Source organism: Kitasatospora sp. NPDC091276, from assembly GCF_040684355.1.
GTDB lineage: Bacteria > Actinomycetota > Actinomycetes > Streptomycetales > Streptomycetaceae > Kitasatospora.
The window spans coordinates 42,761-64,247 of the sequence record NZ_JBFBFU010000036.1 but is presented as its reverse complement, the minus strand read 5'-3'; the positions used below and the strand labels follow the sequence as shown (position 1 = coordinate 64,247).

Genomic DNA, 21,487 nt, shown 5'->3' with positions numbered 1-21,487 from the left:
GGGACTCGGGCTCAGAGCGAGTGGAACGGCAGGCCTGCGTCGGCCACCAGTTCGTCGCCGGTGTCCGGCGGCAGCAGGCTGGCGGTGCCGTCGGAGACCGGGACGATGCCGAGGTCGAGCAGTTCGGCCATGGCCGCGCTGCCGGCCAGGTCGCGGACCTGGAGCTGGTAGCGGGCGGTGGTGCGGTAGGTGCCGCCGGCGTCGTCGGAGACCTTCTGCAGGAAGCCGGAGTCGACCAGGAACAGCACGGCCTTGGCGACGATGCCGATGGTGGAGCCGGAGAGCCGGCGGGCGTCCTTGGTGGCGCCGGTGGCGGTGCGCCGGGCCCACACCCGCCAGGCGGCCTCCAGGCCGGGGGCGTCGGACTGCGGGTCGGTGTTGTCGCCCTCGGTCGCGGCCTGCTCCTCCAGGCGGCGGCAGGCCTGGCGGACGAAGGCGTCGACGCCGTTGACGGTGATCCGGCCGAGGTAGCCGTCGTCGGCGAGGTCCTCGGGCCGGGGGAAGGCCATCGCGGCGACGGCGAGGTGGGCCAGGCCGTGCAGGAAGCGGTCGGTGGACTCGGTGGCGGCGCGGCGCGAGTAGTCGCCCATCCGGACGGCGAACAGCGAGTCCTCGGCGGCGGCGACGGCCATGCCGGCGCGCGGCGAGACCTCCAGGACGACCAGGCCCATGCCGGTGGCGACGGCGTCGGCGAGCCGGGCGAACGGCGGGTCCTCGCGGTGGCGGCGGACGAGTTCGGCGTACTCGGCGTCGCGGGCGGGGAGCAGCTTGGCCTGGAGGCCGAAGGAGACCAGCCGGGCTGCGTCGGCGACGTCGCCGGGGGTGATCGGGGCGGGGGCCGCGGGTTCGGTCTCGGCCGCCCAGGACGCGTCGTGGTGGGTCGTCACGGGCGGTGCTCCTCGGGGCTGTTGCTGGTACGGGCGATCTGGTGGTGCGTCAAGGCGGCGGCCTGGTCAGCCGGCGTCCTTGCGGTCGGCGGCCATGCCGGCCGCGTCGAGCAGGGCGCTGCCGACGATCAGGTCGGCGCCGCCGAACTGCGGGTCGCGCAGCGGGGTGCCGTCGTCCACGGCGAACAGCAGCCGCTCCTCGCCCTGCCGGTAGGCGGTGCCGACCGGCGGGCTGGCCGCGTGGACGGCCAGCAGGGCGACGAGGTACGGCAGCTCCGGGTCCTGCTCGCGGGCCTCGGCGAGCAGGCCGGAGAGCCGGCGGGGGGCGTCGGCGGGCAGGTCGAGCAGGAGCAGCGCGGCCTCCAGCTGGGCTTCGGAGAAGCGGCTGTCGTCCGGGGTGGCGACCAGGTCCGGGTCGGGCAGTTCGGCGCCGAGGTGCTCGCGCTCGACCGGCGGGGTGAGCAGCAGGTCGACCAGGTCGGCGATCCGGACGGAGACGGGGGTGCGCAGGCCGGCGCCGCGGGCGAAGAAGGCACCGGTGGGGCCGACGGCCTGCTCGACCGGCAGCCGCAGCACGGGGGCGAGCAGCTGGCCGTAGAGGTCGATGCCGCTGCGGGCGCCGGGGGTGGCGAAGGCCTGCCGGTCCTGCTCGGCGCGGAACAGCGGGCCGGCCTCCAGCAGGCGGGTCTGCAGCTTCGTGTGCCGGCGGATGCAGTCCTTGACGATGTCGAGCAGCTCGGCGGCGCGGCGCTTGTGCTCGGCCCCTTCGGGGGTGTGGGGCTCGGCCTCGTCGCGGGCCTTGCGGATGTTGGTGAGAATCGCGTTCTCGTGCCGGTAGCGGTCGGCGATGTGGTCCAGCGCCTCGTCGATGAGGTCGGGGATGGCGCGCATCCAGTCGACGGCGCGGACGTTGCGCCGGGTCGCGTCGAGGGCGCGGCGCAGCGTCTCGGCGTACTGGACGGTGCGGTAGCGGGCCTGCTCGGCGGCGAGCTGGGCGTCGGCCAGGCGGCCGCGGCGGATCAGCACCTCCAGCTTGACCTCGGCGGCGATCTGGGCCGAGGTGACGTCGGTGTCGAGCGCGCCGACCAGGACGTTGACCGCCTCGTCGGTGGTGCGCAGGTAGACGCCGCCGTCGGGGCCGGGGACCTCTTCGATCAGCTTGAAGTCGTAGTCGCGCCGGACGTACGCGCCGTCCGCGCCGAAGGTGCCGTAGACGGCGCGGAAGCCCCGGTCGACGCTGCCGACGTTGATCAGCGACTCCAGCACCCAGCGGGCGACCCGCTCGTGCTCGGCGGCGGGGCGGTCGGCGGCCTGGGCGGCGACCCGGGGCAGCAGGCGGGCGAGCACTATGTCGCGGTCGGCGCCGGTGTCGAAGTCCATGTGCAGGGTGACCAGGTCGATCGCGGCGAGACCGACCTCGGCCATCGCGTAGCCGCCGTACTCGCCCGCCAGGTTGACCTTGCGGTTGTCCAGGTCGTGCAGGGGGGCGGTGCAGGCCAGCGCCTTGAGCCGGCGGGCCAGGCCCTCGTCGGCGGCGGGGCCGGGCGCGGGCCTCGCCGCGACGGACCCGGCGGGCGGCCGGGGGCCGGGCAGGGTGGGCGGGTCAGCGATGGCGGTCACGGTGGACAAGATTAGAGGTTCGCACCGACATCGACCGAAACGGGCCTTGTGGGCGGGCTGCGCGGCAGGCCGGAGGGCGTGTCGGGGGTGAATTCAGAACGGGATTTCGACGGGATTCCGCCAAATCCGAACCGATATTCGGCAAACCCGTGAAGGTGGCGCGTCGCTACCGTGATGATCGGCCTATGATCACTCGACTGGTCAAAGCAGGCTTCGCCGCCGCGCTGTCCGTGACCACCCTCGCCACCGGTGCCGCTGCCTCGTCAGCCGCCCCCGCCGACGCCCCCGCCGTTCAGGGGCAGCACGTGACCGCGGCCCTGAACGGCTTCCTGCCGGGCACCACCCCTCCCGGACCGGGCAAGCTCTCGGTCGGCTGGACCTCCGCCGGCACCCAGGACCTCACCGGGCCGACCCACATCACCGTCGACCTGCCGCCCGGGCTCACCACCGAGCTCGGCATGTTCTTCTCCACCCCGTACGACTACACCTTCACCGAGTCCGTCTCGCCCGACGGGCGCCACCTGGACGCCGTCCTCATCGGCACCCGCAGGCCCGGGCGCTACGAGTTCATGAAGCTGAACGTGGGCCGCGACTACACCCGGCAGCTGACCGGCCAGATCGTCGTGACCGTGTCCAATCCGAACGACACCGACCCGACCGGCCACGTGACGGCCCTGTCGGTCGACGGGACCACCCCGGCGCCGGTCGTCCAGGCGCCGCCCACGGTCGACGGCCTCGACACCACCACCGGCCCGGGCGCGGGCGGCACCGCGGTGACCGTCAGCGGCGGCAACCTGGCGCACGGCATGGTGCTGGTCGGCGGCGTCCCGGCGGCCGGCACCTGCACCGACACCGCCTGCACGGTGACCACGCCCGGCGGCTCGGGCAGCGCACCCGTCTCCGTGGTGACCCCCGGCGGCACGGTCGCGGCGCCGGCCGCCTTCGACTACACGGGCGCCCCGCCCCCGCCGCCGCCCGCGCCGGCGGTCGGCAATCTGACCAACGCCGGCGGCCCGGCCGCCGGCGGCACCCAGGTGTACCTCCAGGGCACCAACCTGACGTACGGGACGGTCGCGTTCGGCGGGGTGCCGGCCGCGCACGTCTCCTGCGGCCCGTCCTTCTGCTCGGCCACCTCCCCGGCGGCGGCGGGCCCCGGCCCGGTGGACGTCACGGTGACCACGGCGGGCGGCACCAGTGCCCCGGTGACCTTCACGTACACCGCGTAGTCCCGACGTACACCGCGCGGTCCCGGCGGTTCCGATGCCCGGGTGCTCCGGCACCCGGGCATCGGCGTGTCCGGGGGCGCGCCGGCCCGGCGTCCGGGGGTGCGCGCCCGCCCGGCGTCCGGGGCGTGCCCGCACGCCAGGGGCAAGTTGAACGCGTTCAAAAGCAGGGTCTAGAGTCGGTTCCGTACAGACGGGACAAGGCCCCGCCTGCTCTTCGGCATGGAGGTTCGCACCATGGACACCAATCCGGGCACCGGTCCCGCGGCGGTACTGCGCAGAGTCCGGCGCTGGCTCTGGATCTTCGTGGTCTGCCTGGTGCTGAGCGGCCTGACGGCCTTCCCGCTGGAGACCGAGACCCGCTGGCTGGCCGACCTCGCGACCGGGCCGGCCGCGCCGCTGGCCGACCGCTTCCCGGCCGCACTGGACTGGATCGAACGCGTCCGCACCGGCGTCGCGGAGACCAATGACCGCTACCCCTTCCTGGCCTACGGCACCGACTGGCTCGCCTTCGCCCACCTGGTGATCGCCGCCGCCTTCTGGGGCCCGATCAAGGACCCGGTCCGCAACATCTGGGTGATCCGCTGGGCGGTGCTCGCCTGCGGCGCCGTCATCCCCCTGGCCCTGGTCTGCGGACCGCTGCGGGGGATTCCCCTGAGCTGGCGATTCATCGACATGTCGTTCGGAATCGTCGGCGTCGTCCCGCTGCTGATCGTGCTGCGGGCGCTGCGCCCGCTGGAACGTTCCTTCCAGGGGCCGGTGGCCGCGAGCTGAGCCGGAGCCGCCCGGCGCCGCCCCAGGGCGTGTGACCAGGGGTCGCACGCCGGTGGGCCCCCCGGGCCCGGGTCACGGGCAACGGCCTTCATCCGCAGGCCCTACCATCTGGCTCAACAGCTGCTGGAAGGCGGACGGGCGTGGCCGATGCGGTGATCGATCTCAATGCGGACCTCGGTGAGGGGTTCGGACGCTGGACGCTGACCGACGACGAAGCCCTGCTGTCCGTGGTGACCAGTGCCAACGTCGCCTGCGGCTTCCACGCGGGAGATCCGTCGACGATGCGCCGGGTCTGCGCGCTGGCCGCCGAACGCGGCGTCCGGATCGGCGCCCAGGTCTCCTACCGTGACCTGGCCGGCTTCGGCCGCCGGGCCATGGACGTCCCCCCGGAGGAGCTCGCCGACGAGATCGCGTACCAGATCGGCGCCCTCCAGGTCTTCGCCCGCGCGGCCGGCTCCCGGGTCTCCTACGTCAAACCGCACGGCGCCCTCTACAACCGGGTGGTCACCGACTCCGAACAGGCCGAGGCCGTGGTGGCCGGCGTGCTGCGGGCCGGGGCGGTCTGCGACGGACCGCTGCCGGTGCTCGGACTGCCCGGCTCCCGGCTGCTCGCCGTCGCCGAGGGCGTCGGCCTCGCGGTCGTCGCCGAGGCCTTCGCCGACCGCGCGTACACCTGGGCCGGCACCCTCGTCCCGCGCCGCGACCCGGACGCCGTGGTGCACGACCCCGAATCGGTGATCACCCGCGCCGTCGGCATCGCCCGGGACGCCTCGGTGGAGGCCGTCGGCGGCGAACGGATCGCCGTCGAGGCCCGCTCCCTGTGCGTCCACGGCGACACCCCCGGCGCCGCCCAGCTCGCCTGGCGGATCCGCGGCGCCCTCGCCTCCGCCGGGGTCCGGGTGGAGGCGTTCACGTGACGCCCGCCGCCGTCCGGCGGGTCGGCGAGCGGGCACTGCTGGTCGAACTCGACGACACGGCGCAGGTCGCCGCGCTGTACGGATGGCTGCGCGAGCGGCAGGAGAGCGGGGCGCTCGGCGCGGTCGAGGAGATCGTGCCGGCCGCGCGCACGGTACTGCTGGACGGCGTCGCGGACGTCGACGCGCTGGCGGCCCTGCTGCGCACGGCCCGTCCGTCGGCGGCCGCGGCGGCGACCGGGCCGCTGGTGGAGGTGCCGACGGTGTACGACGGCGCCGACCTCGCCGAGGTCGCCGCACTGTGGGGGGTGTCCGAGGAGGCCGCCGTACGGATCCACACCGGGCCCGAGTACGTGGTCGCCTTCTGCGGGTTCGCGCCCGGCTTCGGCTACCTGACCGGGCTGCCGCCCCGCTACGAGGTCCCGCGCCGGGCCACCCCGCGCAGCAGCGTCCCGGTCGGTTCGGTCGCCCTGGCCGGCCCGTACACCGGCGTCTACCCGGGCTCCTCCCCCGGCGGCTGGCAGCTGATCGGGCGCACCGGGCTCGTGCTCTGGGACACCGGGCGCGAGCCGGCGGCGCTCCTGGCGCCCGGGGTGCGGGTGCGGTTCACGGCGGAACGGGCGTAGCGGGGGTGCGGGCCCACGACGGGCGGCGCGCGGGCCCCGGACGGCGGGGGACGGGGCGGCGAGGGACGGGGCGGACGGGGTGGGGGCGTTGAGCGGTTTGCTGGTGGTGCGGCCCGGACCGTTGACCACCGTCCAGGACCTCGGACGGCGCGGCGTCGCCCACCTCGGAGTGCCCAGGGCCGGGGCGCTGGACGAGCCCGCGCTGCGGGCCGCGAACCGGCTCGTCGGCAACGAGCCGGGCTCCGCCGGACTGGAGACCACGCTCGGCGGGGTCGCCCTGCGCGCTCTCGGGCCGGTGGTCGTGGCCGTCACCGGAGCACCCTCGCCCGTCCGGGTGGACGGGCGGGCGGCCGCGTGGGGTGCGCCGGTCGCGGTGCCGGCCGGGGCGGTGCTGGAGGTGGGGGCGGCGACCGCCGGGGTGCGCGGCTACCTGGCGGTCGCGGGCGCGATCGCCGTCCCGCCGGTCCTGGGCAGCCGCTCGACGGACCTGCTCTCCGGGCTCGGACCGGCCCCGCTCGCCGCCGGCGACCGGCTTCCGGTCGGCCCGCCTCCGCCCGACCGCCCCCGGCCCGACCTGGTGCCGCTGCCCGCTCCCCCGGCCGAACTGGTGCTGCGGCTGCGGCTGGGCCCGCACGCGGACTGGTTCGAGCCTTCGGCGCTGACCCGGCTGGCCCGCGACGGGTACCTGGTCTCCCCGGCCGGCAACCGGATCGGACTGCGCACCGAGGGCCCGCCGGTCACCCGCGCCCGGGCGGGTGAACTACCCAGTGAGGGCATGGTGTTGGGCGCGGTGCAGATCCCGCCGGACGGGCGGCCGGTGGTCTTCCTGGCCGACCACCCGACCACCGGCGGCTACCCGGTGATCGGCGTCGTCCCCGCCGCCGACCTCGCGGCGGCCGCCCAGGCACGCCCGGGCACGCCGGTGCGCTTCGTGCCGCTGCGGGAGCGCTGAGCGTCCGCCCGCACGCCTCCCGGCGCTCCCGGCGCTCCCGGCGCGACGGCTGTTCGCACGCCGCCGAGGCCGCGGCGGTGCACTCAGGCGGCGGGGGCGCCGAACCACCTGGACAGGTGGCCGCGCAGGCCCTGCTGGTCCTCGCCGACCCACGCCACGTGGCCGTCCGGGCGCAGCAGCACCGCGGGCACGTCCAACTCGTCGCTGACGTCGACGACATGGTCGACCCGGTCCGCCCAGCCCGCCACCGAGAGCCCGCCGGTCTGGTCGAGCAGCAGCCCGCGGCCGCCGTGCATCAGCCCGTAGAGCCGGCCGCGCTTCAGCTCCACGTCGCGCAGCCGGCGGCCGAGCAGTTCATGCCCTTCGCCGAGGTCGTAGCGGACCCCGATCGCGATGATCTTCTCGATCAGGTACCGGTTCACCTCCTCGAATTCCGTCAGTTCCGCCAGCAGCCGGCGCACCGCCTGGGCTCCGGGTTCCAGGGACATCAGGTGGATCTGCGCGCGGGTGTTGTCCAGCACGTCGGCGGCCACCGGGTGCCGTTCCGCGTGGTAGCTGTCCAGCAGCCCCTCCGGCGCCCAGCCATCGACCTCGGCGGCCAGCTTCCAGCCGAGGTTGAACGCGTCCTGGACACCGAGGTTGAGCCCCTGCCCGCCGGTCGGCGGGTGGATGTGCGCCGCGTCGCCGGCCAGCAGCACCCGGCCGACCCGGTAGCGCTCGGCCAGCCGGGTGGCGTCGCCGAAGCGCGACAGCCAGCGCGGTGAGTGCGCCCCGAAGTCGGTGCCCGCGACGGCCCGCAGCTGCTGCTTGAACTCCTCGAAGGTCGGAGCGGCCGTCCGGTCCTCGGCCACCCCCTCGGCGGGCACGATGACGCGGTACCCCCCATCCCCCTCGCGAACGGCGCCGAACCGCAGCTGGGTCTTGCGGACCTCCGCGATGACGGCGGCGATCGTCTCCGGCTCCTCGGCCAGCTCCATGTCGCCCAGCAGCGTCTCCACCCTGGAGGGCTCGCCGGGGAAGCCGACGCCGAGCAGCTTGCGCACCGTACTGCGGCCTCCGTCGCAGCCGACGAGGTAGCGCGAGCGCAGCCGTGTGCCGTCGGCCAGTTCGGCGCTCACCCCGTCCTCGTCCTGGCTCAGCCCGACCAGTTCGCAGCCGCGCCGGAGCTCGGCGCCGAGTTCGGTGGCGTGCTCGGTCAGCAGCCGCTCGGTGACCGCCTGCGGGATGGCCAGGACGTACGCCTGGGTGGTGTCCAGCCGCTCCGGCCACTCCTTGCCGATGCCGGCGAAGAAGCCGCCGACCGCGAACTTCCGGCCGAGCGGGAGGAACCGCTCCAGCAGCCCGCGCTGGTCCATCACCTCAAGACTGCGCGCGTGCAGTCCGCGCGCCCGGGCCGGCAGGGGCGGCACCGTCTCCTTCTCCAGCACGAGCACCTGCACGCCGTGCAACCGCAACTCGCCGGCCAGCATCAACCCGGTCGGCCCGGCACCGACCACGATCACGTCAATCATCACAAACCCCCAGGTATGCCCGCAGATCCCGGCTTCGGCCGGTCATTCTGCGGCACGACCGGGGCCTTGCGGCAAGCCCCCCGGCGCGCTATACCTTGAGAGTGGCAAGGAGAGTCGACGACCTCCTTGCCTTCGTTGTTTGCCGGTCATTGTTTGCCGGTCATTGTTTGCCGGTCGCTGTTTTCCGCTCGCTGTTTTCCGCTCGCTGCGTGCGCTCCGCTCAACGCCCCGACAGCAGTTCCGCCACCGCCCGCTGCCCCGGGTCGAGCGCCGACTCCCCGTCCTCCGCCGCCCATACGGCGTTCTGCAGCACCCGGGCGAGCGTCCAGGCGAGCGCCGCCTCGCGGTCCAGTTCCAGTGCCTCCACCAGGACGTCGAACCGCCACCGCAGCGCCCGGGCGACGTCGCCGGTGGCCAGGACGTCGGCCCAGCGGTTGCGCAGCGCCGGAAGGAGTTCGAAGCCGGGGTGCCCGACGAGCGGTTTGGGGTCGATGGCGAGCCAGGGGGCGCGGCCGCCGCTTTCGGGCGGGGCGAGGACGTTGCCGTAGTGCAGGTCCCAGTGGAGCAGCCGGTCGCCGGGCTCGGTGCGGACCTCGCGCAGGGCCGCGGCGCAGTCGGCGAGCAAGCGCCGCTCGGCCGGGTCGGCGAGGGCCGCGGCCGCTACCGGGGCCCGCGCGAGCAGACCGTCGGCGAGGTCCGCCAGCCGGCGCAGGTCCGGGACTTCGACCTGAGGTCCAGTCAATTCCCTGAGCAGGCCTGCGATAACGTGCAGCGCCCCCCGGTCGTCCGCGACATCCAGCAGCGAACGCCCCGGGTCGAGGCGTTCCAGCAGCATCGAGCCCGAGGCCGGTTCGTGGTCGAGGAGTCGAACGGCCCCTCGCCCGTCCCAGGCCCGGAGGGCGACCGGCTCGCCCTCCGTCTCCTCGTCCACCGGCTGGAGCTTGAGCGCCGCGGGCGTGCCGTCGGCGCGCCGCACGGGCAGCACCAGCGCGTGAATGCCGTGCGCGGGCGGGCCGTCCAGGCGCAGCTCCCAGTGGTCGAGCAACTCGTCTGCCAGAGCGGGGAGTCGGGCCACCCAGGCGCGACCGTCCGGGCCGAGGGACTGCTCCAGCGACGCGGCCAGCCCGGGCGGGACCTCAACAGGCGGGACTTCAAAGGGCATTGTGCGGGCTCCTCTCCGGCTCCCCCAGCCTACGGTCGAGGTTCGAGGCCGGCCGCCGAAACGAAGCCGTCGAGGTTGTCGAGCATGATGTTGTGCCCGCAGTCCGGGACGGCCGCCAACCGGACGCCCGCCTCCCGGAGTTGGTCGGCGCCGCGCGGCTCGCCGCCCGCCTCCGGGTACAGGAAGGTGCGCGGGAGGTCGAGGCCGAGCAGCAGTTCGCGCATCGTCGGCACCGTCGCCCGGGCCAGGTGCACGGCACTGCGGTACAGCGCCTCGGGCCCGGCGAGGCGCATCGTGGACCACCAGGACGGGCCGACCCACGTGGCGACCTCGTCCCGGCCGCCGGCCAGGAACTCCTCCTCGGTGAAGCTCGCGATACCGCTGCTGCCGGGGCCGCGGCCGGGGGTGACCGGGTCCAGGTTGGCGTCGACCAGGACGAGCCGGGAGACCAACGCCGGATGCCGGTGGGCGAGGACGACGGCGATCGCGCCGCCCATGCTGTGGCCGATCACCTCGACTCCGGCGAGCCCGGCCTCCGCCAGGGCCTCGGCGACGGCGTCGGCGTGCCCCTCCAGGGTGTATCCGAAGTCGGCGGGTCGGTCGCTGAGGCCGAAGCCGAGCAGGTCGAGCAGCAGCGAGCGGCGCCCGGCGAGCCCCGGGTGGGCGGCAGCGGCCGCGAAGTAGGCGGGCGAGCTGGCGCCGAGGCCGTGCAGGTAGAGCCGGGCGGGCTCGACTCCAGGCAGCTCGACCCATCGGATCCGGTCGCCGTTCGGGGTGACGGGGGCGTGGCGCAGCACGGGGACTCCTCCTCCAGCGGGGGCTGGGACATCAGGGGCTGGGAACGCCCAGACCATACCTCGGCATCGAGGTATCACGGAACCGATATACCGAGGCTTCGAGGGACGAATCTGCGAGAGTGGCCCCATGCTGAAGCTCGCGATCCTCGGATTCCTCTACGACCGCCCGCTGCACGGCTACCAGCTGCGCCGCCACCTCGCCGCACTCACCGGGCACGTCCGCCCGATCAGCGACGGCACGCTCTACCCGGCGATCAAGCGCCTGGAGGCCGACGGCCTGCTGGTCCGCGAGACCGAGCCCGGCAGCGCCGCCGCACCCCGGCACACCCTCCACCTCACCGCGGCCGGCCGCACCGCACTGCTCGACCAGCTGCGCGCGCCCGAGCCGCTGGACATCAGCGACGAGAACCGCTGGTTCACCCTGCTCGCCTTCCTGCGCCACCTCGCCGACCCCTCCGCCCAGGCCGCCGTGCTCCGCCGCCGCCTGGCCTTCCTCTCCGAGCCGGCGAGCTTCTTCTACGACGGCGACCGCCCGGTCGGCGCCGAGGAGTTCGCCGACCCGTTCCGCCGCGGCCTGCTGCTGATCGCCCGCGCCACCAGCGAGGCCGAACTCGCCTGGCTGCACTCGACCCTGACCGAACTGGAGGACGTACCGACGGCCTGACGGACCCACGGGCCAACGAGACTCACGGGCTGACGGACTGACGGACTGACGGAAAACCCGCTGCGGCGCCTTCCCTCCCCGCCCTGCCCGTGTTCCGATGACGCCCATGGGTAACGACACGCACACCGGCAACGTACGACGCGAGGGGCACGACGGAACGGGCCCGGGCGCGATCACCCCGGACGGCTGCGCCGTCGAGCTCTGGGCCCGGCTCCCCGTCGGCGACGCCCCGGACGTGATCGAGGCCGCGGTGCCGGCCGGCGCCACCATCCTCGAACTGGGCTGCGGCGTCGGCCGGATGACGCACCCGCTGACCGACCGCGGCTTCACCGTGACGGCGGTGGACGAGTCCGCCGAGATGCTGGCCAGGGTGGGCGCGGGCATCCGCACCGTGCGCAGCCCGATCGAGCGGCTGAACCTCGGCGAGCGCTTCGACGTCGTCCTGCTCGCCTCCTTCCTGATCCACGCGGGCGACGAGGCGGTCCGCCAGGGCCTGCTGGAGACCTGCCGCCGCCACGTCGCCGCGGACGGCTGCGTGCTGATGCAGCGGGAGGGCGAGGACTGGCACCTCAACGTGCCGCGCGAGGGCAGGCTCGGCACCGACGGCGTGTCGCGCATCGTCTCCTCGACGCCGGTAGGGGACGGCGTGAACTCCGTCCACGCCGAGTACGAGTTCCCGGACGGCCGCTGGACGCACACCTTCCGCTCCCGGCCGCTCACCACCGCCGCGTTCGACCGGGCGCTGGCGGACGCCGGTCTGACGGTCGAGAGCTACCTGACGGAGGACCGCACCTGGGTCCGCGTCCGACCCGCCGGCTGAGCGGCGGAAGGGCAGGCGAAAGGGCAGGTGGAAGGGCAGGTGGAAGGGCAGGCGGACGAGTCGGCGGGGCATGGAAGCGCCGGCGGGCAAAGCCGGGTCAAAAGGTGAACAAAGAATAGTCATCTTCACCCCGTACCATCGGCCGCGCGCCCGCCCGTGCGCGGCCCGAGGGCCGTGCGGGTCGCGGCCTGCCCGCCTGCCCGCACGCCCGCTCCGACCTGCGAGGACCGCACATGTACGACGACCAACGGATACCCCCGGTGGGTCTCTGGTGATCGACTGGTTCCACGGGGCCGTCCTCGGCCTGATCCAGGGACTCACCGAGTTCCTGCCCGTCTCCTCCAGTGCCCACCTGCGGGTCTTCTCCGCCCTGCTGGGCTGGGACGACCCGGGTGCGGCCTTCACCGCCGTGACCCAGCTCGGCACCGAGACCGCGGTGCTGATCTACTTCCGCCGGGACATCGTCTCGATCGTGCGGACCTGGACGCTGTCACTGTTCCGCCCGGCGCTGCGCTCGGACCCGGACGCCCGGATGGGCTGGTTCGTGATCATCGGCACGCTGCCGATCGGCATCCTCGGCAAGCTGTTCCAGGACACCATCGAGACCCACCTGCGCGATCTGCGGATCATCGGCACCACGCTGATCGTCTTCGGCCTGCTGCTGGCCTTCGCCGACCGCACCCGCGCGGTCCGGCACGCCCGGCCGATCACCGACCTCACCCTGCCGCACGCGGGCGTCTACGGCCTCGCCCAGGCGCTCGCACTGATCCCGGGGGTGTCCCGCTCCGGCGGCACGATCAGCGCGGGCCTGCTGCTCGGCTACAGCCGGGAGGCGGCGGCCCGCTACTCCTTCCTGCTGGCGATCCCGGCGGTGCTCGCCTCGGGGGCGCTGGAGCTGTTCAAGATCGGCGAGGGCCCGGCACCGGCGTGGGGGCCGACCATCCTGGCCACCGCGATCGCCTTCGCGGTCGGCTATGCGGCGATCGCCTGGTTCCTCAAGTACATCTCGCACCACAGCTTTCTGCCGTTCGTGGTCTACCGGGTGCTGCTCGGCGTCCTGATCATCGGACTGGTGGCCGGCGGCGTGCTGGCCCCGGACGCGGGCGTCGTGAAGTAGAACCGCGTTCCACCAGGACCGCGTTCCAGCACGCCCCCGGAACAGCAGTGGGCCGGGACACCCGAGGGGGTGTCCCGGCCCGTCGTTCGCCAGAAGCGGGGAGGCAGCCACCGGACTACCGGGACCTACCGCCCGAACTCCCGGGCGGCGGTCAGCCGGCCGCGGACGGCGGCGTGGACCTCGGCCTCCTCGGCCGGATCGGCGGCGAGCCGGCGCAGGCGCTCCAGCACGCGCGCGTCACCCGTGGTGGCGACATGGCGCGCGGCGAGCTCCCGCGTGGACTCCTCGCAGTCCCAGAGGCACTCGACAGCGGGGCCCTCGGGGAAGTGCACATCGGTCACGGCGAGCGCCCGGGCGGCACGACCGCGCAGTTCGGAGGAGGCGGCCTCCCCGTAGATGTGGCGCAGCACGGGGACGGCGTCGGCGGCGACCAGCCGCCCCGCACCGTCGACCAGCGAGCCGAGCCCGGTACCGCTGACCCCGCGGACGGATACCCAGCGGCGCAGGCCGTCGACGACGAACGGCGCGTCGGCCGGCTCCCCGGCGTCGGCGAGCAGTTTGACGGCGGCCTCGCCGAGCGCGCTGTCCGCGCCCCCGGTGGCCGGGTCGGCCCAGCGGCGGGCCTGCGCCAGGACCTCGGGGCCGCGCATCCGGCCGACCAGTTCCAGGGCCGCGCGCACGATCCGGTCGTCGACGTCGACGGCGGCGGCCTCGATCAGCTCGACGGCGGCCGGGTCCCGCTGGTCGACCAGGTAGCGCAGTGCCGCCCGGCGGGCGCCGGGCAGGCCGCCGCGGGCGGCTTCCAGCACGGCGGGGCGGTCCTCGGGCCGGACGACGGCGGTCAGGCAGCGGGCGGCGGCGGCGGCCCGGCGGTCCACGGCGTCGGGCGCGGCCGGATCGGCGGCGTCGGGCGCGGGCTCGGGCCGGCTGTCGGCTCCGCCCAGGAAGGCGCCGGCCCCGAGGGCGCCCAGGCTCCCCTGGTCGGCCCAGGCCAGGACGTCGGCGGTGGACCAGCCCGGGGTGACGCCGCCGCGGTTGAGCTGGCGCTGCCAGAGGTCGAAGGGTGACTGCTCGCTGGCCGCCGCCACTCTCGGGTGGTAGGCCGCCCACAGCCGCCAGGGCCGGGGCTCGTAGGCGTTGCGGATGAACTCGCGCAGCTCGGCGTCGCCCTCGGGGCCCGGGGCGAAGCGGTCCAGGACGGCGGTGCCGAGCAGCAGCAGGCCGCGGTCGTCGTCGCGCAGGGCGAGCTCGTCGAGGGCCCAGGCCCAGTTGGCACCGGTGGCGGTGTACTCGCGCAGCATCAGCAGCGCGTCGCGCCGGCCGTACGCGGCGAGGTGGCCCAGGACGGAGAGGGCGAGGCCGGTGCGGTTCTCGTCGTCGCTGACGAGGTCCTCGGCGGAGTGGAGGTGGTCCTCGATGCCGTCGAGGGGCGCTTCCAGCTCCATGTAGAGGCGGGCGTAGTAGAGGGAGCGGCTCTCGACCTGCCAGTCGGCTCGCGGATCCCTGGTGACGCACTCCTCCAGCGCGGCGATGGCCTCGGTACGGTCGGCGGCCAGCGCGTGGAGCTGCCCGTCACCGCGGCCTCGCTGCAGGAGGCCGAGGAGGCTGGCACTGGGTGCTATCACTGGCTCGAACATGAGGTCAGCATCCGTTGCGGCGGTCGTAGTGGCAACGGGATTTCCGTCGCCGGGGTCTCTGGTCGGTACTGCGGTGGGCGCCCGGGCGCCGGAATCACCGAAGGTTACCGCCTCGCGCCCCCTTCCGCACACAGGGCGACTACGGCTGCTGCCACAGTGGCATATGCCAGGGGAATTTTGCCTGCGTTATGTCCAAATCGCCCGCAGGGGCGAGGGCGCTGTGCCACAGTCTTCTCACCACCGACGGCCCGCACGCGGCGGGCCACCCCCGAGCGATGGACCCGCCATGAAGATGCCCACAGGCGCCGCCCGCCCGCCGGACACCGCCACGGTGGACGGCGCCCCGGCGAGCGCGACGGACGACGGCGCGCGCGGCGAGCCGAGCGGCGACGCCGACAGCGGAACGGACGGCAGAGTGGACGGCACGGCGCAGGAGCCGTCCAAGAACCCCGACCTCGGCGACGGACCCGACGCCGGCGGCGTCCGCGACCACCTCATCGGCTCAGCCGAATGGGACCTCCTCACCGACCGCGTCCACTGGAACGCGGACACCTACCAGCTCCTCGGCTGCGACCCGGGCAACGGCCCGCTCAGCCTCGACCGGCTGCCCGACCGCCTCCCCGAGGCCGACCGGCCCGTGCTGCGCCGGATGATGACCGACGCCCTGGTCCACGGCCGCACCTCCGCCGGCACCCTGCGGATCCGCCGCGACGGCGCCCCGCACGCCAGCGTCGAGTGCGCGGGCGAGCCCGTCCTCGGCACGGACGGCACCGTCACCGCCCTGCGCATGCTGCTGCGGCCGGCACCCCCGAACTGACCGGGGCCCGCCGGGGCCTCAGAACCTCCGGGCCTCAGAACCTCCGGGCCTCGGGACCCCCAAGGCTCAGGACACCCAAGGCTCAGGCCTCCGGGCCTCCGGGCCTCCGGGCCTACGGGCCTCCGGGCCTCAGGACCGCTTCGGCCGCTTCTTCGCGTCCGCCGCCCGCAACTCCCGCCCCAGCTCGGCCCGCAGCTCGTCCACCACCGGCAGGCCCCGGTAGCGCGCGGTCAACCGGTACATCTCGCGCAACCGGTCCCAGGTCCGGTGCGAGGAGTTCTGGCCGATCAGGTTCATCACCATCTTGGCCTGGAACTCCGCCGCGTCCGGCTCGCCGCTCAGCCAGTGCACCGAGGCCAGGGTGATCCGGTCGAACAGCGCCGAGCGCAGCTGCCCGGTGCCCTCCCGCAGGGTGATCACCCGCTCCGCGTGCCGCTGCGCCTGCGCCGCCGCCGAGGGGTCGTGCTCCGCCAGCGTGCGCAGCACCAGCGCCTGCATGCCGCGCAGTTCGGCCTCGTCGAACACCTGCATCCAGGACGGCGGCGGCTCCGGCGCGCCCTCGGCGAACAGGTCCTCGGCCTCGCCGAGCAGCCGCCAGGTGTCCTGGGAGTGCCCGATCGAGGCGTGCGCCCAGGCCTCGACGGTGTTCAGCATCGCGCGCGTTCTCGGCAGCACCCGGCCGCCGGCCGCCTTGGCCGCCGACATCAGGTCGATCGCGTCGTCGGCCCGGCCCAGGTGGACCATCTGCCGTGCGGCCCGGGAGATCGCCTCGCCGGCCCGCGGCCGGTCGCCGGCCTCCTTGGCCGACTCCGCCGCGATCATGAAGTACCGCTGGGCGGTGGGCTCCAGGCCCACGTCGTGCGACATCCAGCCCGCCAGCACCGCCAGGTTGGCCGCGACCAGCCACAGCCGCTGCTCCACCGCCGGAGCGTGCCGGTGCGTCAGCAGGCCTCCCACCTCGTTCAGTTGACCGACCACCGCCTTGCGCTGGAGCCCGCCGCCGCGCGCCGCGTCCCAGGCGCGGAACACCTGGACCGAGCGCTCCAGCGACTCCACCTCGTCGAGCCCGACCGGGCCCGCGTCGTACACGTCCACCGCGGGGCGCGCCCCGCCCTGGGTGATCACCTGGCGCGGCCCGGGGACCGAGGCCGCGTACGCGACCGCGTCCCCCCCGAGCCAGCCCTTCAACGAATCGGCGATGACCGTTCCGGCCGTGAGCGCGGCACCCGCGCCCACCAATCCACGTCGGTTCAGCATGAGGTCCATTCCCGTGAACTCGGTGAGGACCGCGGCCGTTCGATCCGGCGACCATGGCACTGCTGCGGGCTGCGCCGCTCCGGACCTGGTGGGCCGGTGTCGTTCCAGACCGAGGTCCTCAGTGGTGACGACACGGCCGAGCCGCTCCGTGAACACGGCCGCCAGCACCCTCGGCACCGGATCCCGGGGGATCTCCCCCTGCTCGATCCAGCGCCGTACCCTCGACGTGTCGGTGGACAGCTGCTGCTGTCCCATCGCGGCACCCCGACGGTTGACCAGCCGCGCGAGTTCGCCCTTCGACCAACCGGTCAGGACGAACAAGTCAGCGAGTCGGGTGTTGGGTTCCCTGCTCAACGAAGCCCCCAGGTTCCTCGGCTGATTCGAGGCTAGAGGCTCCGGCAAGTGCCAGGCGAGCATTCGCCACCGTTCGCCAGGGCCCGCCAGACTACTAAGCCAGTGCGCCGCGGGTGTGTTGTAGGGGTGCGCCACCTCGCCCCCGGGTCGGGCGGCGTCCCACCGGCGTCGGGGCAGTCCCCCGACCGTGGCACGGGACGCTCCCGGTCCTCACCCGAGGGGGTGGCGCGGCCGGGTGGCGCGGGGGCGCCGGGCACGGCCACGGCAGTCCGGCCGACCGTACTCCCCAGGGTGCGGACGGCCGGAGCACCGCCGTCGTCCGGGTCTCACGACCCCGCGTCCGTGCCCGGCGCCCGCGCACCACCCACCGCACCGAGTCAGGGCCGCCGTCACGCCAGGAAGCACGCGGCACCGGCCCTCCCCGCACCGCGGGGCGCACCTGCCGACGGACAGAAAGGGACCACCCTCACCCCATGTACTCCTCAGCGACGACCCCCTCGCCGACCGCGACCCGCACCGCGCTGCGCCCCCCCACCGCAGCCGCCGGGCGCCCCGGGCCGAAGCAGGTGCCCCCGTCGAGCCGCCCGGTGGCTCCGCACGGCACCGACGGCCGGTCCACGGACGCCCGGGTCCCGTCCGGCCGTACGGCGCTGGGGCTCCGCGGCCCCGAAGCGGCCCCGCCCGTCGGCGGCCGGCTCCCGCTCGCCCGCCAGGCCGACGGCCGGGTGCTGCGCCCGCCGCACCGGCCCGGCCAGGTCGGCGCCGGCCCCGAGCGGATCGACCCGTCGGCGCTGCAGACCCCGGCGGTGCGGGCCGCGCTGGCGAGTGTCGCGCGGATATGTCCCGCGTTCACCCCGCGCCAGGTGCTGCGCGAGGGCAGCCGCCACATCCTGGTGGCGGGCACCATCGGGCGGGCCCCGGTGGTCGCCAAGTGCCTGGCGCCGCAGGCGGTGCGGAGTGGGTACTTCGAGCAGTTGGTGGCCGACTTCCACCACGAGGTCGCGGTCTACCGGGCATTCGTCCGGCACCGCCCGCCGGTGCGGCTGCCCCGGCTGGTCGCCGCCGACCACGACCGCTGCGTGCTCGTCATGGAGCGCGTTCCCGGGCGCCCGGCGGCGCGGGAGCGCCACCCGGTCAACGCGCCCACCCCGGGCGAGGTGCGGGCGCTGCTGACCGCCGTCCGGACGCTCAACCTGTGGCGGCCGCCGACCGACGTGTTCCAGCCACGCATGGACTACCCGATGGAGATCGCCCGTTACCACTCGGTGGGCCAGCTCACCGACCGGGACGCCGGCGACCTGCGCGGCCTGCTGCACGGCCTCGGCCACACCCCGCTCCAGCTCTGCCACGGCGACGCCCTGCTCAGCAACATGCTGCTGGCGCCGTCCGGCCCGGTGCTGGTCGACTGGGAGCAGGCCGGCTGGTACCTGCCCGGCTACGACCTGGCGGTGCTGTGGAGCGTGCTGTCCGGCGACACCGCGGCGCGCCGCCAGATCAGCCAACTCGCCCAGAGCGGCGGCACGCTGGCCCGGGACGCGTTCCTGGTCAACCTGGTGCTGGTGCTGATGCGGGAGATCCGGCTGTACGACGTGCCGGGCGCCGGCGAGGAGCAGCGGATCATGATCCGCCGGCTCTACGACGACGCCGCGCTCGCCCGCCGGGCCGTCCGGGCCGCGGTCGGCACCCGCTGAGATTCCGGGCCCCGAGCCCCCGGGGCCCGGAATCCGCTACGGCCGGCCGCCGCGCTCCAGGGCGGCCCGGCCGGCGGCCTCCAGGACGGCCTCGTCCGGGGCGAGGTGCACCCGGCTGCTCAGCACGTCCCGCAGGTAGCGCTCCAGCGGGTGACGCCGGCTCAGACCGGGGTTGCCGGTGAGCGAGACGGCCTGCTGGACCGCCGCCGTCGCGGCCCGGGTGGCCAGCAGGTGGGCCGGGCCGGTCCGCGCGACCGCGTCCGGCTCTCCCCGGTCCACCCGGGGGGCCAGCCCCTCGACCAGTTCCTCGGCGCCGATCAGCTGGGCCTCGATCTCGCCGAGGGCGCAGCGGTAGCGGGGCAGGGTGCCGAGCGGCTCGGTCAGATTGGCCGGAGTGCGCTGGTTGAGGAAGCGGATCAGCCAGGACTGGGCGGCGCGAGCCACCCCGATCGCCACCGCGGAGAGCGCCAGATCGTGCCAGGCGAGGGAGAGTTCGGCGGCCCCGGCCGCGTCCGCCGCGCCGCCCTTGGGAGCGGTGAGGCCGAGCGCGAGCTCGGCCGGCACCCGGACCTGCTCCAGCACCACGTCGTGGCTGGCGCTGGCCCGCAGGCCGACCTGGTCCCAGGTCGGGTCGATCTCCAGGCCCTCGCTCTCGCCGCGGACCAGGAACGTCCCGACCCTCGGCTCCGCCTCGTCGGTCCGCGCGGTCACCGCCATCCAGGCCAGCGCCTCGGCGCCGGTGCAGTACGTCTTCCGGCCCGTCAGCGACCAGCCCTCGCCGTCCCGCCGGGCCACCGTGTCCGGCAGCGCTCCGGGCCGGCCGCCGGGCTCCGCGCGCAGCGTGTTGACCAGGGCGGGCCCGCGCCGGGACTCGGTGAGCAGCCGCCGGTAGCCCGCCGTCGGCCAGGCCGCCCGGCGGGCCTGCTCGGCGTGCTGGAGCAGCGTGAAGGCGGTGACCACGGCCACCGAGGCGTCCCCGCGCCCGAGTTGGGCCAGCACCCGGACGGTGTCGGCGAGCGTGCCGCCCGGTCCGCCGTACCGCTGGGAGACGGTCAGGGTGAGCAGTCCGGCCTCGTGCACCGCCTCGATGCCCTGGTACGGGAAGGTGGCGTCGCGGTCGTGCTCCTCGGCGCGGGCGGAGAGCAGGTCGACCACCCGGGGCAGTCCGGCGAGGGCGGCGACGACGGCCGAGCGGTCGGGCGCGGGATCGGGCGCGGGGTGGCCGGAATCCGACGCTCCCGCGGCGGCGGCGGCCGCGGTGTCGGACGGGCGGTCCGCGGGCGAACGGTCAGCGGCGGTGGTCGTCATGGTGCTGGGGCCTCCGGGCGGCAGCGTGGGCGCGGCAGATGCGGGCGGCACGCCGGACGGGCGCGCGGTACCGGACGGGCGGCCTCGGAGGTCGGTTCACGGCCCGCCCCCGGATTCGGCGCCGGCCACGAACGGCCGGCCGCCCGCCGCCTCGGGGACGAATTCCCCCTCAGCGGCCCGGACACACCGCGCTGGCGGTGCGCCGCAGGTCCAGATAGCTGCGCCGGGTCAGCAGCGGGAGACGGCACGACATGTTCGCGACTGTACGAACCCGTGATCGAAACCGTCAAGCGACGTCCGAGCCCTGGTCGAGGCCGGTCAGCCCTGCTGGAACATGTCGGCCGGGAGCGGCTTCAACAGCTGATACAGGTCGTCCGAAATCGGTCGGTCCCAGGACGCGATGGTGACCTGGACGCCGTCGCTGCGCCCGAACTGGGCGCAGAACACCCGCTCCTCGCTGACCTTGACCTTCTTCACGATCAGCAGGTCGTCCCCGAGCATCACCGGGAAGTCCTCGGCCGAGACGAAGTCGACCGGCTCGTCGTTCTCCAGCGCCGCGAGCAGCTGCCGCACCTCGAAGGGCACGCTGTCGCCGGTCTCCCGGGCGGGCGAGCCCTCGGGGAGGTTGCCGATGAACATCGCCGGGCCTCTGCCGCCGAACAGGTCGTAGCGCAGGAAGATCCCCTGGCAGGAGCCGTCCGGGCCGGTCATCATGGCCGCACCGAAGTCGCCGGGCCAGTCACCCGGGTCCATCGCGAGCACGTCGAAGTCCGGGCCGGCGGGCTGTCCGGAGCGACGGCGGAGAAAAGACATGGGAACATCGTACGTGCCCGGCACACCACGCTCGCGAGGTGGGTGGGGCACCGTCGGGAGATCGACGCTCAGAGACCAATGTTGACTCTGAGCAACCGTCCGGGCTACGTTCGGTTCAGCACGACAGCCGTTCTGGGTTTCACCCTCCGGGGGGACGGCATGTCGCAACGCGGCCCTACACGCGTTTCCCTCACTGTGCACATTGTCGTGCCGAACTGCCGAGCACCCAGCTTCGTCGTCGCACACAGCACAGCACACAAGCCAACAGTTCCATCACCACAAGCCAGATCCGCGGGGCCCCGGCCCGTCGCTCCCGCGGATCTTGCTCGGGACGCCGCCGCGTGGGGGCGTGCGGGTCCCGAGCAAACGGTGTCGCCGCCGAGTCGCTCTCGGCGTCGACGCCAGCCTCCCGGCGACTGCCGGCCCCTCGTGGGCCGGGACCGGCCGACGCACCCCGGTGCGCAGGGGATGACTGGGAGGATGGCCTGGCAACACTGCCGGGTCGCACAGCAGGCGCCGTGTCTGGCCGCGTGGGGGCGGTGG

General features: G+C 74.7%; 19 protein-coding genes. 10 read left to right on the top strand and 9 right to left on the bottom strand.

Going from position 1 to position 21,487, the window contains the following annotated elements; genetic code table 11:
* Positions 1-11 precede the first annotated feature (11 nt).
* Together AB0O19_RS32855 and AB0O19_RS32850 are read right to left on the bottom strand one after the other, a co-directional pair.
* Positions 12-887, bottom strand: a complete 876-nt coding sequence (locus AB0O19_RS32855) for a hypothetical protein (RefSeq protein WP_350884249.1) — start codon at positions 885-887, stop codon at positions 12-14.
* Positions 888-953: 66 nt separating this feature from the next.
* Entirely contained in the window at positions 954-2,498 is a 1,545-nt protein-coding gene (locus AB0O19_RS32850; RefSeq protein WP_363624846.1) for a hypothetical protein, read from the bottom strand.
* Between the two features lie 194 nt (positions 2,499-2,692).
* Between AB0O19_RS32850 and AB0O19_RS32845 the strand changes: the two genes are divergently transcribed.
* The 5 genes from AB0O19_RS32845 (at position 2,693) to AB0O19_RS32825 (ending at position 6,996) form a co-directional block, all read left to right on the top strand.
* Positions 2,693-3,733: an IPT/TIG domain-containing protein gene (locus AB0O19_RS32845; RefSeq protein ID WP_363624828.1), complete on the top strand. Its 1,041-nt coding sequence runs from the start codon at positions 2,693-2,695 to the stop codon at positions 3,731-3,733.
* A 234-nt stretch (positions 3,734-3,967) separates the two neighbouring features.
* Entirely contained in the window at positions 3,968-4,504 is a 537-nt protein-coding gene (locus AB0O19_RS32840) for a hypothetical protein (protein WP_363624826.1), read from the top strand.
* Positions 4,505-4,644: 140 nt separating this feature from the next.
* Positions 4,645-5,421: a 5-oxoprolinase subunit PxpA gene (locus AB0O19_RS32835; RefSeq protein WP_244293516.1), complete on the top strand. Its 777-nt coding sequence runs from the start codon at positions 4,645-4,647 to the stop codon at positions 5,419-5,421.
* A complete protein-coding gene (gene pxpB / locus AB0O19_RS32830) occupies positions 5,418-6,044 on the top strand; it encodes a 5-oxoprolinase subunit PxpB (RefSeq protein ID WP_363624824.1) in 627 nt (208 codons plus the stop codon). The genes AB0O19_RS32835 and pxpB overlap by 4 nt, the downstream gene beginning before the upstream one ends.
* A gap of 88 nt (positions 6,045-6,132) precedes the next feature.
* Positions 6,133-6,996 carry a biotin-dependent carboxyltransferase family protein gene (locus AB0O19_RS32825; RefSeq protein WP_363624822.1) on the top strand — a complete coding sequence of 288 codons (864 nt, stop codon included), beginning with the start codon at positions 6,133-6,135 and terminating at the stop codon, positions 6,994-6,996.
* Between the two features lie 83 nt (positions 6,997-7,079).
* On the opposite strand, the gene rox is transcribed toward AB0O19_RS32825, so the two are convergent.
* The 3 genes from rox to AB0O19_RS32810 all read right to left on the bottom strand — a co-directional run bounded on the left by rox (position 7,080) and on the right by AB0O19_RS32810 (position 10,463).
* Complete coding sequence (rox, locus tag AB0O19_RS32820) at positions 7,080-8,507, bottom strand: rifampin monooxygenase (protein WP_363624820.1); 1,428 nt, start codon at positions 8,505-8,507, stop codon at positions 7,080-7,082.
* Between the two features lie 220 nt (positions 8,508-8,727).
* Positions 8,728-9,669 (bottom strand): aminoglycoside phosphotransferase family protein, encoded by a 942-nt coding sequence (locus AB0O19_RS32815; protein ID WP_363624818.1) that lies wholly within the window; start codon positions 9,667-9,669, stop codon positions 8,728-8,730.
* Positions 9,670-9,698: 29 nt separating this feature from the next.
* Positions 9,699-10,463: an alpha/beta hydrolase gene (locus tag AB0O19_RS32810; RefSeq protein WP_363624845.1), complete on the bottom strand. Its 765-nt coding sequence runs from the start codon at positions 10,461-10,463 to the stop codon at positions 9,699-9,701.
* Positions 10,464-10,593: 130 nt separating this feature from the next.
* On the opposite strand from AB0O19_RS32810, the gene AB0O19_RS32805 reads away from it, so the two are divergent.
* The 3 genes from AB0O19_RS32805 to AB0O19_RS32795 all read left to right on the top strand — a co-directional run bounded on the left by AB0O19_RS32805 (position 10,594) and on the right by AB0O19_RS32795 (position 13,067).
* On the top strand, positions 10,594-11,130 hold the full coding sequence (locus AB0O19_RS32805; RefSeq protein ID WP_363624816.1) for a PadR family transcriptional regulator: 537 nt from the start codon (positions 10,594-10,596) through the stop codon (positions 11,128-11,130).
* 106 nt (positions 11,131-11,236) lie between these two features.
* Complete coding sequence (locus AB0O19_RS32800) at positions 11,237-11,950, top strand: class I SAM-dependent methyltransferase (protein ID WP_363624814.1); 714 nt, start codon at positions 11,237-11,239, stop codon at positions 11,948-11,950.
* A 271-nt stretch (positions 11,951-12,221) separates the two neighbouring features.
* Complete coding sequence (locus AB0O19_RS32795) at positions 12,222-13,067, top strand: undecaprenyl-diphosphate phosphatase (RefSeq protein WP_107452967.1); 846 nt, start codon at positions 12,222-12,224, stop codon at positions 13,065-13,067.
* 125 nt (positions 13,068-13,192) lie between these two features.
* On the opposite strand, the gene AB0O19_RS32790 is transcribed toward AB0O19_RS32795, so the two are convergent.
* A complete protein-coding gene (locus AB0O19_RS32790; protein WP_363624812.1) occupies positions 13,193-14,704 on the bottom strand; it encodes a HEAT repeat domain-containing protein in 1,512 nt (503 codons plus the stop codon).
* Between the two features lie 286 nt (positions 14,705-14,990).
* Here AB0O19_RS32790 and AB0O19_RS32785 point away from each other — a divergent pair, with 286 nt between their 5' ends.
* Positions 14,991-15,521 (top strand): hypothetical protein, encoded by a 531-nt coding sequence (locus tag AB0O19_RS32785; RefSeq protein WP_363586865.1) that lies wholly within the window; start codon positions 14,991-14,993, stop codon positions 15,519-15,521.
* A gap of 129 nt (positions 15,522-15,650) precedes the next feature.
* On the opposite strand, the gene AB0O19_RS32780 is transcribed toward AB0O19_RS32785, so the two are convergent.
* Entirely contained in the window at positions 15,651-17,132 is a 1,482-nt protein-coding gene (locus tag AB0O19_RS32780) for a hypothetical protein (RefSeq protein WP_363624811.1), read from the bottom strand.
* Positions 17,133-17,605: 473 nt separating this feature from the next.
* Between AB0O19_RS32780 and AB0O19_RS32775 the strand changes: the two genes are divergently transcribed.
* Positions 17,606-18,823, top strand: coding sequence for a phosphotransferase (locus AB0O19_RS32775; RefSeq protein ID WP_363586867.1), 1,218 nt, complete (start codon positions 17,606-17,608; stop codon positions 18,821-18,823).
* 36 nt (positions 18,824-18,859) lie between these two features.
* Here the strand turns inward: AB0O19_RS32775 and AB0O19_RS32770 are convergent, their stop codons facing one another.
* Both AB0O19_RS32770 and AB0O19_RS32765 read right to left on the bottom strand, forming a co-directional pair.
* Positions 18,860-20,131, bottom strand: coding sequence for an acyl-CoA dehydrogenase family protein (locus tag AB0O19_RS32770; protein ID WP_363624809.1), 1,272 nt, complete (start codon positions 20,129-20,131; stop codon positions 18,860-18,862).
* Positions 20,132-20,449: 318 nt separating this feature from the next.
* The gene (locus AB0O19_RS32765) at positions 20,450-20,944 is read right to left on the bottom strand and encodes a hypothetical protein (RefSeq protein WP_063350170.1); all 495 of its coding nucleotides are present in this window, start codon (positions 20,942-20,944) and stop codon (positions 20,450-20,452) included.
* Positions 20,945-21,487: the final 543 nt, after the last annotated feature.